The following is a 14,005-nucleotide window of genomic DNA, read 5'->3' as shown; positions in this document are numbered from 1 at the left end:
AAGTGCAAGATCGCGGGCGACGGGCGACGGGCGACGGGCGACGGGCGACGGGCGACGAGCGACGAGCGGCGGGCTGCGTGGCGCGGGCCGCGGGGATTGCCGGGTGGTGGTGGGCGGGGTGGTCAGGGGGTGGGGGAGATGTGGGGCCAGGGGAGGGTCAGTTCGCCGTGGCGCCAGCGGCGGGGGCCGTCGATGATCGGCCAGCCCGCCTCGCGGACGGCCGCCACCGCGCGTAGCCAGCGTTGGCGGGGACCGTACGGGGCGTAGCTGGCGGCAACGTGCCAGGCGTCGTCGAGTGCGCGGATCAGGTCGTGGATCCGCTCGCCGGGAACGTTGCGGTGGATCAACGCCTTGGGTAGCCGTTCGGCCAGTTCCGCCGGGGTGCCCAGGGTGGTGAGCTTCGCGGCCAGGGTGAGCGTACGGGGGCCGTCGGCGTCGATCAGCAGCCAGCCGCCGAGCCGCCCCAACTCGTCGCAGGTGCCCTCGACGAGCAGCCCGCCCGGCGCCAGCCCGGCGGTCATCGTGCGCCAGGCGTCGGCGACGTCGCGCTCGTCGTACTGGCGCAGGACGTTGAAGGCGCGGACGAGGGCGGGGCGTAGCCCGGCCAGCTCGAACCCGCCCCGGGCGAAGGTGAGCCGGGGCGGGTCGGCGGACGGCTGGGCGGCGGCGACGCGTACCGGATCGATCTCCAGCCCGACGACCCGCACGTCGGCGCGGACGGCGGTGGCCAGCCGGGCGCGCAGCTCGACGGCGGTCACGGGGCTGGCGCCGTAGCCGAGGTCCACCACCAGCGGGTCGGCCGCCGCGCGCAGCGCCTCCCCGCAGGTCTCGACGATCCAGTTGTCGACCCGGCGGAGCCGGTTGGGGTTCGTCGTGCCCCGGGTCACCACGCCGAGCGGCCGGTGCCGCCCCGTGCCCGCCATCGTCCGCGACCGTCCGGCCGGCTCAGCCGACCCGGTGCACCTTGTGCTGGGCGGCCTGGGCCCGTGGGCGTACGACGAGGCGGTCCACGTTGACGTGCTGCGGGCGGGTCGCGCACCAGGCGACGCAGTCGGCGACGTCCTCGGCGACCAGCGGCTCGGCGACCCCGGCGTAGACGGCCGCCGCCTTCTCGGCGTCCCCGCCGAAGCGGACCAGCCCGAACTCGTCGGTCCTGACCATGCCGGGGTCGATCTCGATGACGCGTATCGGCCGGCCGCAGAGTTCCAGCCGCAGCGTGCCGGCGATCGCCGTCTGCGCGTGCTTCGCGGCCACGTAGCCGCCTCCGCCCTCGTAAACGGTGAAGCCGGCGGTCGAGGAGACGACCACGATGGTGGCGGCTCCGGACGCCTCCAGGGCGGGCAGCAGCGCCTGGGTGACGCGCAGCGTGCCGAGTACGTTGACGTCGTACATCCACTGCCAGTCGTCGACCGATCCGGACTCGACCGGGTCCAGGCCGCGCGCGCCGCCGGCGTTGTTGACCAGGAGGGTGACCGGCCCTAGGGCCGTCGCCGCCTGGGCCAGGCCGGCCACCGACTCGTCGGAGGTGACGTCGCAGGCCACGGCGGTGGCCGCGCCCCCCGCCGCCTCGATCTCGGCCACCAGGGCGGCCAACCGGTCGGTACGCCGCGCGGCGGCGAGCACGTGGAATCCCTCGGCGGCGAGCCGGCGGGCGGTGGCCGCCCCGATTCCGCTCGACGCTCCGGTGACGACAGCGACAGAGGTCATCCGGCCATTCTCTCCCGGGCGGCGGGGGCGGGTGCCGGCGGGCGCGGTGATGAGGTCCGTCACGCCCGGGGGTCGTTTCGGAGCATTACCGGTGCCCGATGGGGAAGATGACACCCGCCGAGGACGTTGTCCGAAAAGCGCCGGGCGTGCGGACGGCATCAACCGTGACAAAGGGAGCGGACGTGGCGGAGTTGCACACCGGTGTGGGTCGTCAGCGCGGTGCGCGCCCGTGGCCCCGCCCCCGGCGGATCGCGACGCTCTCGGTGCACACCTCACCCCTGCACCAGCCGGGCACCGGCGACGCCGGCGGCATGAACGTCTACATCCTGGAGGTCGCCCGGCGGCTGGCCGAGGCGGACGTCGAGGTGGAGATCTTCACCCGGGCCACGTCCGGCGACCTGCCCCCGGTGGTCGAGACGGCCCCCGGTGTGCACGTCCGGCACGTCACCTCCGGCCCTCTGGAGGGGCTCACCAAGGAGGAGCTGCCGGGGCAGCTCTGCGCCTTCACCGCTGGCGTGCTGCGCGCCGAGGCGTCCCGGCCACCGGGTCACTACGACCTGATCCACTCCCACTACTGGCTGTCGGGGCAGGTCGGCTGGCTGGCCAAGGAGCGCTGGGGGGTGCCGCTGGTGCACACCGCGCACACCCTGGCGAAGGTCAAGAACGCCCAGCTCGCCGCCGGGGACCGGCCCGAGCCGAAGGCCCGCGTCATCGGCGAGGAACAGGTGGTCGCCGAGGCCGACCGGCTGGTCGCGAACACGGCGGTCGAGGCGCGCGACCTGATCGACCGGTACGACGCCGATCCGGCCCGGGTCGCGGTGGTCGAGCCCGGCGTGGACCTGGACCGGTTCCGCCCGGCCACCGGGGACCGCGATCGGGTCGTGGCCGACGCCCGCCGCCGGCTGGGGCTGCCCGCCACCGGTCACGTGGTGGCCTTCGTCGGCCGCATCCAGCCGCTGAAGGCCCCGGACGTGCTCATCCGCGCGGTGGCCGCGCTCCGCGAGCGCGACCCGCTGCTCGCCGACGAGGTGACCGTGGTGATCTGCGGGGGCCCCAGCGGCAGCGGGCTCGACCGGCCGACCGCCCTGATGGAGCTGGCCGCCACGCTCGGCGTCGCCGACCGGGTGCGTTTCCTGCCCCCGCAGACCGGTGACGACCTGCCTGCCCTGTACCGGGCCGCGGACCTGGTCGCGGTGCCGTCGTACAACGAGTCCTTCGGCCTGGTCGCGCTGGAGGCACAGGCATGCGGTACGCCGGTGGTGGCCGCCGCCGTCGGCGGCCTGGTGACCGCGGTGCGGGACCAGGCCAGCGGCGTGCTGGTCGACGGCCACGACCCGGTCGACTGGGCCCGTACGCTCGGACGCCTGCTGCCCGACCGGCTCCGCCGCGCCGAGCTTGGCCGAGGCGCCGCCCGGCACGCCCGCAACTTCTCCTGGCACCGGACCGCCTCCGGGCTGCTCACCGTGTACGGCGAGGCGATGAACGCGCACCGGGCCCGGCTCGCCTCCGAGCTGGCCTGCGGCCCGGCGATGTCCTGCTCCTGGTGACCGTTCCGCGCCGGCCGCCGTCGCCCGGTGCCGGGGTGGTGGCGGCCGTAGAGTGGATCCGATGAGCGGGAAGAGCGATCTTGCGGCCCTGATCGAGTCGGTCTGCGCCGAGCGGGAGCTGGCCTGGGAGTCGACCGGCCCGGGCTCGTACGCGGTCACGCTGCCGGGCACCCACAAGCTGAAGACGATCTGCAACCTGATCGTCGGGGAACACGCGCTGCGGATCGAGGCGTTCGTGATGCGCCAGCCCGACGAGCGGCGCGAGGAACTGTGGGCCTGGCTGTTGCAGCGCAACGCCCGCATGTACGGGGTGTCGTTCTCCGTCGACACCGTCGGCGACGTCTACCTGACCGGTCGCGTCAACCCTGCCGGGATCGACGCCGACGAGCTGGACCGGCTGCTTGGCGCGGTGCTGACGTACGCCGACGAGTCCTTCGACACGATGCTGGAGATCGGCTTCGGCAGCTCGATCCGCCGGGAGTGGGAGTGGCGGGTCAAGCGGGGCGAGTCCACCGCCAACCTCGCGGCGTTCGCGCACCTCTTCGAGCCCTCTTCGGGTGCCGCCGGGCCGGCCGGGGAGCCGGGTGCCGGCGCAGACGTCTCGGGCACGGGTGCCCCGCTCGGAGGTTCGGACCGGTCCTGACGGGTATGCCGCACCGCGCGGTGCGGCACTGGGATCCGCCGCGCGCCGAGGACCAACTGTCGAGGAGCGTGAGCGTCCCATGGCTCAGCGGAACAGCTCAGGTCGCGGCGGGACTGCGACCAGGACGAAGCGGCAGGCGGGGAACCAGACCCCGAACACCCCGACCATCTCCGAGTCCGAGATCTCCCGGATGAGGGCGGACGACATCCGGGGGCAGCTCCGCCGGCGCGGGGTCGCGGGCATCTCCGCCCTGCGCAAGCCCGAACTGGTGAAGACGCTGGCGAAGACCCTGCGTGCGGAGCGTCCCTCGGGTGGCGCCGCGCGCCGCAGCACCGGGCCCGCCGGCCGGGCGGCGGGAACGCGGGCGTCGGCCGGGCGGGCCGCCGCGACGAAGAAGGCGGCGGGCCGGGCCGCTCCGGGCCGGGCAAAGGCGGCGAACAAGTCCGCCCCCGCGAAGAAGACGGCGGCGAAGAGGGCCCCGGCGGCGAAGAAGGCCCCGGCGAAGAAGGCCGCCGCGAAGGCGGCCCCGGCGAAGAAGGCGACGTCTGCGGCGCGAAAGTCCACCGCGGCCGGTACGTCCGCGCCGACAGCGGCGGCCCGGAAGCCCAGTGCGGCCCGTACGTCCGCGTCGGCGCGGGCGGGCACGACCGGCGGCGGTACGGCGACCGGGATCCGGACCGGGCGGAGCACCACCCGGTCGGTGCGTTCCTCGCAGCTCATCTCGTCCACGGCCGACCGGCCGGAGCGCCCCGGCCGCAGCCTGGTGACCACGAACCACGACGTGATCCAGCGCTGGGCACGGGAGCGCGGCGCCAAGCCGGCGACGATCGCGGGCACCGAGCGGGCGGGCCGGGCCGGCGTGCTCACCTTCAACATGCCGGGTTACCGGGAGAGCAGCCGGGTGCGCGAGATCACGTGGGACGAGTGGTTCCGCACCTTCGACGGGCGGAAGCTGAACCTGATCTACCAGGAGCAGCTTCGCAACGGCCGGCAGAGCAACTTCTTTCGTACGGAATCGCCCGATCGTGAGGATGCCTGACGTGTTTGGGGGAATGGTCGACGGGTATGCCCTGTTGGCGATGACCGAGGCCCGAGACGGGCGGCAGCCGGTGGGACACCGGGGCTGTGACCGGCGAGACAGCCGATCCAGGTTGTCTTCGTAATCCCGGGCGAACTAACTTTATTGCACCGCGCCACGCTCGGAACCGTTCGGGGGAGCGGTGGATCGATCAGATCCGTGCACCGGGCGAGGCGCAGGGGACGGGTGGAACAACACCGTTGGGGGACGGTGGCCACCTGTTTGGACCGGCGGCGTGAGCGGACGACGCCTACGGGGGTGGGCCTTGCCCGCCGCCGCCGGTCATACGGTGCGAACGCCCATCGCGATCACGAGTCGCGATGGGCGTTCTGCTGTTCCCGCACCCCGACACCGCGCCCCGCGCCGCCAACCTCGCGGTCAACGCACGGGGGTGGGGGTCGGGGGTGGGAGGGGGGTGGAGAGCTGGCGGAGGGCGGCGACGCGGCGTTCGCGGGGCGGGCCGGCCAGCAGGTGGCAGCCGGCGGCCAGCAGCCCCAGCCCTCCGACGATCAGCCAGTGCCAGTCTCCGAGGTACTGGAGGCTCACTCCACCGAGGGTGGGCGCCACGAACGACGCCGCCGGGAACGCCAGGTAGAACACCGACTGGTAGCGGGCCCTCAGTTCGAGTGGGGCGAGGTCGGCGTTGATCTGCGCGTTGGGCGGCGCGGCGAGCATCTGCCCGACGGTCCAGACGACCGCCGCAGCCAGGTAGACCGCCACGTCGTCGGCGAACGCGAGGGTGGCGAAGCCGAGCGCCAGCAGCGCGGTCGAGACGGCCAGGACGCGGTCCTTACGGTGCCGCTCGATCAGCCGCGGCACGAAGAGCTGCCCGAGCACGATCAGCACCCCGCCGAGCGCCACCACCGCGCCGTACGCCGACGGCCGCAGGCCGTCCGACCGCATCGCCAGAGGCATGATCGTCGACGTCTGCATGGTCAGGACGGCCAGCACGAAGGTCAGGCCCACGAAGGTGAGGAAGGTGCGGTCGGTCAGCGCGGTGTGCAGCCCCGGCTGCCGCTGCCGCCCCGCCCGTCGCAGCGTCACCGCTCCGCCGTCGACCGGACCCGGCCGAAGATCTTGGATATTTTCCGTCCGGCCCGAACGGGAAGTGTCCAAGATCGGCGCGCGGGAGGCGTGGCGGCGGGGAAGCGTCTCCGGGACCTTCCACGCGATGACGGCCGCCGCGAGCAGGGTGGCGGCGGCGTCGACCAGGAAGAGCGCGACGAAGCTCGCCTCGGCGAGCACGCCGGCCAGCAGCGAGGCCATGGCCATGCCCAGGTTGAACGCCCAGAACTGGAGATTGAAGGCCCGGGAGCGACGCCGTTCGGGCACCACGTCGACGATCGCCGCCACGAAGGCGGGGCTGGGCATCGAGTGGGCCACCCCGACCAGGGCGGCGAGCGCCGCGATCATCACCAGGTGCCGGCTGAAGGCCAGCCCGACCATCAACCCGGCGGTGGCCAGGTGGGCGGCGAGCAGGGTGGACCGCCGTCCCCACCGGTCGGCCAGCACCCCGCCGAGCAGTACGCCGGCTGCCCCGCCCAGCCCGTACGCCCCGACGACCGCCCCGGTGAGCGCCTCGCTCGCGCCCCGTGCGTCGGTCAGGTAGAGCGACAGGAAGAGCATCGCGAAGGCGCCGGCGCGATTGATCAACAGGCCGGCCCAGAGGTACCAGAAGGTGGCGGGGAGCCCGCCCGCGGTGTCGTCCAGCCAGCGGCGCAGGGCCCGCACCCGTCCTCCCGACAGTTTTGTTTCCTAATCGAACCGCCCTAGACCGTAGGAAGCCGAGGGCTGCCGCGCCAGGGTGTCGCTGGTCACCGCGCTCCGGTGGGCTCCGCCGCCCGCTCCTGGCCCCCGGCCGGCAGGTCGACGCCTCGGGCGGGCGCCGACGGTTCGGCGGGAGCCGTCGCCGCCGCCTCGGCCGCCTGCGGGGCGGGCGGCTGGATAGCCACCACGGGCACGACGGGACCGGTGGCCGCCCGCAGGGTGGCCGCCCGCCGCTCCCGGGTCGGGCCGGAGATCAGGTGGGCGAGCGCCATCAACCCGCCGATGACGGCGCAGCCGAGCCAGAGCTGGGCGTTGCCGGCCTGCTCCCGGACCAGGCCGCCGAGGACCGGCGCCACTGCGGCGGCACCCTGCCAGGAGAGCGAGAAGACACCCTGGTAACGGCCGCGCAGTTCGGCGGGGGAGAGTTCTGCGATCAGGGTGGCGTTGGACGGCGAGTTGAGCATCTCGCCGACCGTCCAGATCAGCACGGTCAGGCCGTAGAACCAGGCCGCGTCGGCGAAGGCGGTGAGCCCGAACCCGACGCCCATCACCACCGAGGCCAGGGCGAGCACGTGCGACCGGCTCCGGCCCCTGATCAGCCGCGGTACGAAGAGCTGGCCGACCACGATCAGCACCCCGTTGAGCGCGATCACCGAGCCGTAGGTGGCGGGGCTGAGGCCGGAGTCTCCCATCGCGATCGGCAGCATCGAGATGTGCTGGAGGAAGATCAGCGCGGCGAACAGGTTGATCGTCACGAAGCCGAGGTAGACCCGGTCGCGCAGGATCGTGCGCAGTGCCCCGACCGGAGCGCCGGCGCCCTTCTGGACGACGACGCCCACGCCGACGCCGGCGGGGGCCCGCCGGGTCTCGCCGACCTTGGCGAAGATGATCAGCGCGGTGATCACGGTGGTGGTCGCGTCGACCACGAAGAGCAGCAGGTAGCCGGCCTCGGCCGCGAGCCCGGCGAGGAGCGCCGCGCTGGCGAAGCCGAGGTTGATCGCCCAGTAGTTCAGCGAGAAGGCGCGCAGCCGGTCCTTCTCCGGCACCACGTCGATCACCATCGCCCCGAACGCGGGCCGGGCCGCCTCGGCGAACATGCCGAGCAGCAGGGCGCCGAGCGCCACGGCCCACAGCTCCCGGGCGAAGCCGAGGGCGAGCATCATGGCGGCCGCGCCGAGGTGCGCGGTGAGCAGCGTGGGCCGGCGGCCCCAGCGGTCGCAGAGCGTACCGCCGACGGTGGTGCCGACCGCGCCGCCGACGCCCCACATGCCGAGCACCAGCCCCGCCTGGGACGGGGAGAAGCCGCGCTCCTGGGTCAGGTAGATGGCCAGGAAGACCAGGACGAACGAGCCGAGCCGGTTGATCAGCGTGCCGGCCCACAGGTACCAGAAGGTGACCGGCAGGCCGCCGGTGGTGTCCCGGAACCAGCCCTGCATCGTCCGCACGTCGGCGCCCCCGCCCCGTAATGACCGCCATGGTTATTGCGCCTTACAACCTAGTGTCCGGCCCAATGTCGGGGCAGCGCATTTTCCACGTGGTGGTCGTCACGACCACTGCCCGCGCGTCGGTCGACGGCGTGCGGCAGGATGATCGGCATGACTGCTAGCGAGGGGCCCACCGTCGGGACGCTGGTCCTGCTGCGGCACGGCGAGAGTGACTGGAACGCCAAGAACCTCTTCACCGGCTGGGTCGACGTCGACCTGACCGAGAAGGGCGAGAACGAGGCGCGCCGCGGCGGCGAGCTGATGCGCGAGCACGGCCTGCTGCCGGACGTGGTGCACACGAGCGTGATGCGCCGCGCGATCCGCACCGCCGAGCTGGCGCTCAACGCCGCCGACCGGCACTGGATCGCCACGCGCCGGTCGTGGCGCCTCAACGAGCGGCACTACGGCGCCCTGCAGGGCAAGAACAAGAAGCAGACCCTGGAGGAGTACGGCGAGGAGCAGTTCATGCTCTGGCGCCGCTCGTACGACACCCCGCCGCCGCCGATCGCCGACGACGACGAGTTCTCGCAGGTCGGCGACCCGCGTTACGCGCTGCTGCCGAGCGAGCTGATGCCGCGCACCGAGTGCCTCAAGGACGTCGTCGAGCGGATGCTGCCGTACTGGTACGACTCGATCGTGCCGGACGTCCTGGCTGGCCGTACGGTGCTGGTGGCCGCGCACGGCAACTCGTTGCGCGCCCTGGTCAAGCACCTGGACCAGATCTCCGACGAGGCGATCGCCAAGCTCAACATCCCCACCGGCATCCCGCTGCGCTACGACCTGGACCCGCAGTTGCGTCCGCTGACCCTGGGCGGCACGTACCTGGACCCGGCCGCCGCCAAGGCCGCCGCCGCAGCGGTGGCCAACCAGGGCCGCTGACATCAGGTGTAAGGAAGGGTCCCTTCCCAACGCATAGCGCTTGGGAAGGGACCCTTCCTTACACCTCAGCTGGCGGTGGGAGTGGTTTCGCCGGTGATCAGGTAGACCACGTGCTCGCCGGCGTTGACGGCGTGGTCGGCGAAGCGCTCGTAGAAGCGGCCGAGCAGGGTGGCGTCGATGGCGGTCTCCACCCCGTACGGCCAGTCGTCGCCGAGCAGCAACCCGAACAGGCTCCGGTGCAGGTCGTCCATGGCGTCGTCGTCACCGTCGAGTTCGGCGGCGACGTCGGCGTCGGGCCTGGCGAGCACCGAGCCGATCTTGACGGCCATCCGGTCGGCGGCGGCGGCCATTTCGGTGAAGGTCGGCCGCAGTTCCGCAGGCACGGCGGGCGACGGATGCCGGCGCAGGGCCGTCTTGGCGACGTGCTCGGCCAGGTCGCCCATCCGCTCCAGGTCGGCCGCGACGTGCAGCGCGGTGATCATCGCGCGCAGGTCTGAGGCGACCGGGGCCTGCCGGGCGAGCAGGTCGCAGACCCGCTCCTCGACGTGCCGGTAGAGGTCGTCGATCTCGGCGTCCCGCTCGATCACCGTCTCGGCCGCCCGGCGGTCCGCGGTGAGCAGGGCGTGGGTGGCCTGCCGCATCGCGGCCCGGACCCCTTCCGCCATGTCCACCAGCAGTTGGCTGACGATCTGCAGGTCAGCCCGGAACTCGTCGCGCATTGTCACGTCCTGTGGTCGGTGGTCGCCGGCCCGGGGGTCGGCGGGAAGCAGGTGTGCCGCCCACGGTAGGTCGGGCGGGAGGACCGGAGGTGAACCTCGGTGAACGACGCCGGACCCGGGAGTGAACTTTCCCCGAAGTGAAGGTGATTCATCCCATTTATATGGATTGCCGCGTTAACAATGACCCTACGATCGCCGGGTGGAATGGGCGGTGACGGTCTCGGTGGCCGTGGGGCTGGCGGTCGGGCTGATCGCCGGGGTGCTGCTGCCCCGGCTCGTCCCGGCGCTCGGCGGGCGCGCCACGCGGACGGGAGGCCGATCCGGCTTCCCCAACACCTGGGGGAGGCTCCCGATAGCCGAGGATCCGCAGTCCGGGATCGGCCGCCGGGCCATCGACTCGCTCCGGGCCGGCGTGGTCGTGCTCGACCCCGACGACCTGCCCGTCCTGGTCAACCCCGCCGCCCGCGCGATGGGGCTGCTCCGCACCGGCGCCACCCCGGGGTCGATCGACCCCCACCCGCTGCTCCGTACGCTCGCCGGGCAGGTCCGGCGCACCGGCGGACGGCGCGAAATCGAGCTGGACCTGCCACGGGGCCGCGACAACGCCGGGGTCAACCCGCTCGGGGTGCACCTGAGGGCGATGGGGATCGGGGCGGGCTTCATCGCCGTCGAGGCGTCCGACGTGACCGAGTCGCACCGGCTGGCCCGCGTCCGCCGCGACTTCGTGGCCAACGTCAGCCACGAGCTCAAGACCCCGATCGGGGCCCTCCAACTCCTCGCCGAGGCGCTGCTGGACGCCACCGAGCCGGCCGGGGCGAGCGCGCCCGACCTCTCCGAGGACCTCGTCGCCGCCCGGCGGTTCGCCGAGCGCATCCAGCACGAGTCGACCCGGCTGGGCCGCCTGGTGCAGGAGCTGCTGGAGCTGACCCGCCTCCAGGGCGCCGAGCCGCAGCCGCCCCCGGAACCGGTCGCGCTCGACTGGGTGATCGCCGAGGTCATCGACCGGACGCGCACCTCCGCCGCCGCCCGCCGGATCGAGGTGGCCGTCGACGCCGAACGGGGCCTGACCGTCCACGGCAGCGACACCCAGCTCGCCACCGCCGTGGCCAACCTGGTGGAGAACGCCGTCAACTACTCGGGCGAGGACACCACCGTCCGGATCACCGCCCGCGCCACGGACGAACACGTGGAGATCTCCGTCGCCGACCAGGGCATCGGGATCGCCCCGACCGACGTCGACCGGATCTTCGAGCGGTTCTACCGGGCCGACCAGGCCCGGTCCCGGTCGACCGGCGGCACCGGCCTGGGGTTGGCCATCGTGAAACACATCGCCGGTAACCATGGCGGACGGGTCGAGGTGTCGAGCACTCTTGGTGGGGGGTCGACGTTCACGCTCCGGCTCCCCACCCGTCCCCCGGACGAGGTCCCGGCGACACCGCCCTCCGCCGGGATCGAGGCCGGTCCGGCCGAGCTCCGGCAGGTCTGACAGCACATGGAAAGGAAGTCCCCGTTGAGCCGCGTTCTGGTGGTCGAAGACGAGGAGTCGTTCTCCGACGCCCTGTCGTACATGCTCCGCAAGGAGGGTTTCGAGGTGTCCGTCGCCTCGACCGGACCCGCCGCCCTCACCGAGTTCGACCGGGCCGGTGCCGACATCGTGCTGCTCGACCTGATGCTGCCCGAGATGTCCGGTACCGAGGTGTGCCGGCAGCTCCGGCAGCGCTCGCACGTGCCGATCATCATGGTCACCGCCAGGGACAGTGAGATCGACAAGGTGGTCGGCCTGGAGATCGGCGCCGACGACTACGTGACCAAGCCGTACTCGCCCCGGGAACTCGTCGCCCGGATCCGGGCGGTGCTGCGGCGGCAGAGCGCCGAGGCCGCCGAGTCCGGTGGGCCGACGCTGAGCGCCGGGCCGGTCCGGATGGACATCGAGCGGCACGTGGTGACCGTCGCCGGCGCCCCCGTCCAGCTTCCGCTCAAGGAGTTCGAGCTGCTGGAGCTGCTGCTGCGCAACGCCGGCCGGGTGCTCACCCGGGGGCAGCTCATCGACCGGGTCTGGGGGGCCGACTACGTCGGCGACACCAAGACCCTCGACGTGCACGTCAAGCGACTGCGCTCCAAGGTCGAGCCGGAACCGTCGTCGCCGCGCTTCATCGTCACCGTCCGGGGTCTGGGCTACAAGTTCGAACCCTGATCGGCGTACGCACGAAGGGGCCCGCGCCGCGCGCGGGCCCCTTCGTCGTCGGTTTCTCTCAGGCGCCGTCGGCGGGGTGCGGGGCGACCATGCCCTGCCGGCCGCGTGCCGTGCAGACCTCGGCCAGCTTCGCGTACGCGGGGGCGCCGATGAGCGCGGTCAGCTCCGGACCGTAGGAGACGTACATCGGTTCGGCGCCGACGTGCGCGTCGGTGGAGGAGGTGCACCACCAGTCCAGGTCGTGCCCGCCGGCGCCCCAGCCCCGCCGGTCGAACTCGGCCAGCGTGGAGACCAGCACCTTCGTGTTGTCCGGCCGCTTGACCCACTCCTGGTCGCGGCGGATCGGCAGCTGCCAGCAGACGTCCGGCTTGTATTCCAGCGGGTGCACCCCGTCGCGCAGCGCCTGGGCGTGCAGGGCGCAGCCGGCGCCGGCCGGGAAGTCGGCGTCGTTGAGGAAGACGCACGGCCCGTCCGCCTCCTGGGTGGCGGTGCGGCGGGCGGAGTTCTTGCCGTCGATGGTGTCGTCGTCGGTCCAGTTCTTGAACCCGCGCCGGAAGTGCTGCCACGTCTCGGGGCTCAGCCGCTTGACCGCGGCCCGGACCCGCTGCTCGTCCTCCGAGTCGGTGAAGAACGCGCCGTGCGAGCAGCAGCCGTCGGCGGCCCGGCCGGCGACGATGCCGTGGCAGCCCCGGCCGAAGATGCACGTCCACCGGGACAGCAGCCACGTCAGGTCGGCCCGGACGAGGTGGTTGTCGTCCGCCGGGTCGGTGAACTCGATCCACTCCCGGGGGAAGTCCAGGGGCACCTCACGGCTGCGCGGGTCGTCCGGGTCGTCCACCAGCACGCGGAGTTCGATCTGGCCTGTCACCCGGCCCAGCGTACGCGCGGTGCCCCCGCCGGTCCGCCGAGCCGCGCAAACCGGGTGGCCCTAGTGTCTTCAGCATGCGACTGGGTGTCCTCGACGTCGGTTCCAACACCGTGCACCTGCTGGTGGTCGACGCTCACCACGGGGCGCACCCCTGGCCGGCGCACTCGGAGAAGGTCGTGCTGCGGCTGGCCGAGCAGCTCGGTCCGGACGGCGCGCTGACCGAGGCCGGCGCGGGCGGCCTGGTCAAGGCGGTCGGCATGGCCCAGGCGGCGGCCGTGGGGCTGGGCGTCGACGACCTGATCGCGTTCGCCACCTCCGCCGTCCGCGACGCCACCAACGCCGCCGAGGTGCTGGCCCGGGTCCACGACGAGACCGGCGTACGCCTGGCGGTGCTGCCGGGTGCGGAGGAGGCGCGGCTGACCTTCCTCGCCGTGCGGCGCTGGTTCGGCTGGTCGGCGGGCCGGCTGCTGGTGCTGGACATCGGCGGCGGTTCGCTGGAGATCGCGGCCGGCATCGACGAGGACCCGACCGTCGCGGTGTCCCTGCCGCTCGGCGCCGGCCGGCTCACCCGGGACCGGCTAGGGGTGGACCCCGACAGCGCGGCGCCGCCGCCGGTCGGGGCGGTCGACGAGCTGCGGGCGTACGTCGACGGGCTGCTGGAACCGATGGTCGCGCAGGTGACCGCGGTGGGCTGGGACCGACCGGTGGCCACCTCGAAGACGTTCCGGACCCTGGCCCGGCTGGCCGGGGCGGCACCCTCCGGCGCGGGCCTGTGGACGCCCCGCCGGCTCACCCGCGCCGGGTTGCGGCAGGTGCTCGGCTTCATCCGGCACATCCCGCCGGCTCAGCTCGTGGAGTTGGAGGGGGTCAGCGCCGGCCGGTCCCACCAGCTGCTGGCCGGGGCGGTCGTCGCCGAGGCGGTGCTGCGCCAGCTGGACGTGGACGCCCTGGACATCTGTCCCTGGGCACTGCGCGAGGGCGTGATCCTGCGTCGGCTGGACCAGCTCGGTCCGGTGTGAGTGCGAGGAGTGAGCTTGCGAGCCCCGCAGTCGCGAACGAATGGCGGTCCGGTGTGAGTGCGAGGAGTGAGCTTGCGAGCCCCGCAGTCGCGAACGAATG

At 73.1% G+C, this 14,005-nt stretch carries 14 protein-coding genes; 7 read left to right on the top strand and 7 right to left on the bottom strand.

The genetic code is table 11. The annotated features are described in order from the left end of the window. Window positions 1–122: 122 nt before the first annotated feature. The gene (locus tag AB0D32_RS15615) at window positions 123–923 is read right to left on the bottom strand and encodes a class I SAM-dependent methyltransferase (RefSeq protein ID WP_357090002.1); all 801 of its coding nucleotides are present in this window, start codon (window positions 921–923) and stop codon (window positions 123–125) included. A gap of 22 nt (window positions 924–945) precedes the next feature. Then, window positions 946–1,707, bottom strand: a complete 762-nt coding sequence (locus tag AB0D32_RS15610; protein ID WP_357089999.1) for an SDR family NAD(P)-dependent oxidoreductase — start codon at window positions 1,705–1,707, stop codon at window positions 946–948. A 182-nt stretch (window positions 1,708–1,889) separates the two neighbouring features. Between AB0D32_RS15610 and mshA the strand changes: the two genes are divergently transcribed. Further along, a complete protein-coding gene (gene mshA, locus AB0D32_RS15605) occupies window positions 1,890–3,254 on the top strand; it encodes a D-inositol-3-phosphate glycosyltransferase (RefSeq protein WP_357089996.1) in 1,365 nt (454 codons plus the stop codon). Between the two features lie 61 nt (window positions 3,255–3,315). Next, entirely contained in the window at window positions 3,316–3,897 is a 582-nt protein-coding gene (locus tag AB0D32_RS15600; RefSeq protein ID WP_357089994.1) for a YbjN domain-containing protein, read from the top strand. An 84-nt stretch (window positions 3,898–3,981) separates the two neighbouring features. Here AB0D32_RS15600 and AB0D32_RS15595 read toward each other — a convergent pair whose 3' ends face one another. After that, entirely contained in the window at window positions 3,982–4,104 is a 123-nt protein-coding gene (locus AB0D32_RS15595; protein ID WP_357089991.1) for a hypothetical protein, read from the bottom strand. Between AB0D32_RS15595 and AB0D32_RS15590 the strand changes: the two genes are divergently transcribed. Then, a complete protein-coding gene (locus AB0D32_RS15590; protein ID WP_357089988.1) occupies window positions 4,088–4,936 on the top strand; it encodes a hypothetical protein in 849 nt (282 codons plus the stop codon). The genes AB0D32_RS15595 and AB0D32_RS15590 overlap by 17 nt on opposite strands. Before the next feature lie 417 nt (window positions 4,937–5,353). Here the strand turns inward: AB0D32_RS15590 and AB0D32_RS15585 are convergent, their stop codons facing one another. Together AB0D32_RS15585 and AB0D32_RS15580 are read right to left on the bottom strand one after the other, a co-directional pair. After that, a complete protein-coding gene (locus AB0D32_RS15585; protein WP_357089985.1) occupies window positions 5,354–6,706 on the bottom strand; it encodes an MFS transporter in 1,353 nt (450 codons plus the stop codon). Window positions 6,707–6,789: 83 nt separating this feature from the next. Beyond that, window positions 6,790–8,187, bottom strand: a complete 1,398-nt coding sequence (locus AB0D32_RS15580) for an MFS transporter (protein ID WP_357089982.1) — start codon at window positions 8,185–8,187, stop codon at window positions 6,790–6,792. 150 nt (window positions 8,188–8,337) lie between these two features. Between AB0D32_RS15580 and AB0D32_RS15575 the strand changes: the two genes are divergently transcribed. Continuing rightward, window positions 8,338–9,105 (top strand): phosphoglyceromutase, encoded by a 768-nt coding sequence (locus AB0D32_RS15575; RefSeq protein ID WP_357089980.1) that lies wholly within the window; start codon window positions 8,338–8,340, stop codon window positions 9,103–9,105. A 65-nt stretch (window positions 9,106–9,170) separates the two neighbouring features. Here the strand turns inward: AB0D32_RS15575 and phoU are convergent, their stop codons facing one another. Then, a complete protein-coding gene (phoU, locus tag AB0D32_RS15570; protein ID WP_357089978.1) occupies window positions 9,171–9,824 on the bottom strand; it encodes a phosphate signaling complex protein PhoU in 654 nt (217 codons plus the stop codon). A gap of 199 nt (window positions 9,825–10,023) precedes the next feature. Here phoU and AB0D32_RS15565 point away from each other — a divergent pair, with 199 nt between their 5' ends. Together AB0D32_RS15565 and AB0D32_RS15560 are read left to right on the top strand one after the other, a co-directional pair. Beyond that, complete coding sequence (locus AB0D32_RS15565) at window positions 10,024–11,310, top strand: ATP-binding protein (RefSeq protein ID WP_357089977.1); 1,287 nt, start codon at window positions 10,024–10,026, stop codon at window positions 11,308–11,310. A gap of 24 nt (window positions 11,311–11,334) precedes the next feature. Continuing rightward, on the top strand, window positions 11,335–12,018 hold the full coding sequence (locus AB0D32_RS15560) for a response regulator transcription factor (protein ID WP_357089974.1): 684 nt from the start codon (window positions 11,335–11,337) through the stop codon (window positions 12,016–12,018). Window positions 12,019–12,076: 58 nt separating this feature from the next. Here AB0D32_RS15560 and AB0D32_RS15555 read toward each other — a convergent pair whose 3' ends face one another. Then, window positions 12,077–12,886, bottom strand: a complete 810-nt coding sequence (locus AB0D32_RS15555; RefSeq protein WP_357089972.1) for a hypothetical protein — start codon at window positions 12,884–12,886, stop codon at window positions 12,077–12,079. A 74-nt stretch (window positions 12,887–12,960) separates the two neighbouring features. Between AB0D32_RS15555 and AB0D32_RS15550 the strand changes: the two genes are divergently transcribed. Beyond that, complete coding sequence (locus AB0D32_RS15550; RefSeq protein WP_357089969.1) at window positions 12,961–13,905, top strand: Ppx/GppA phosphatase family protein; 945 nt, start codon at window positions 12,961–12,963, stop codon at window positions 13,903–13,905. Window positions 13,906–14,005: the final 100 nt, after the last annotated feature.

Origin of the sequence: Micromonospora sp. NPDC048170 (genome assembly GCF_040652795.1) — a bacterium.
Lineage (GTDB): Bacteria > Actinomycetota > Actinomycetes > Mycobacteriales > Micromonosporaceae > Micromonospora.
Note: the sequence above shows the minus strand (reverse complement) of the source record. Positions and strands in the feature narration are given on the sequence as shown.

Coding starts and splice junctions, on each gene's coding strand:
- AB0D32_RS15595 (WP_357089991.1), bottom strand. CDS start 4,104: ATGTCGTCCGCCCTCATCCGGGAGATCTCGGACTCGGAGATGGTCGGG.
- AB0D32_RS15610 (WP_357089999.1), bottom strand. CDS start 1,707: ATGACCTCTGTCGCTGTCGTCACCGGAGCGTCGAGCGGAATCGGGGCG.
- AB0D32_RS15600 (WP_357089994.1), top strand. CDS start 3,316: ATGAGCGGGAAGAGCGATCTTGCGGCCCTGATCGAGTCGGTCTGCGCC.
- AB0D32_RS15590 (WP_357089988.1), top strand. CDS start 4,088: ATGAGGGCGGACGACATCCGGGGGCAGCTCCGCCGGCGCGGGGTCGCG.
- phoU (WP_357089978.1), bottom strand. CDS start 9,824: ATGCGCGACGAGTTCCGGGCTGACCTGCAGATCGTCAGCCAACTGCTG.
- AB0D32_RS15575 (WP_357089980.1), top strand. CDS start 8,338: ATGACTGCTAGCGAGGGGCCCACCGTCGGGACGCTGGTCCTGCTGCGG.
- AB0D32_RS15550 (WP_357089969.1), top strand. CDS start 12,961: ATGCGACTGGGTGTCCTCGACGTCGGTTCCAACACCGTGCACCTGCTG.
- AB0D32_RS15615 (WP_357090002.1), bottom strand. CDS start 923: ATGGCGGGCACGGGGCGGCACCGGCCGCTCGGCGTGGTGACCCGGGGC.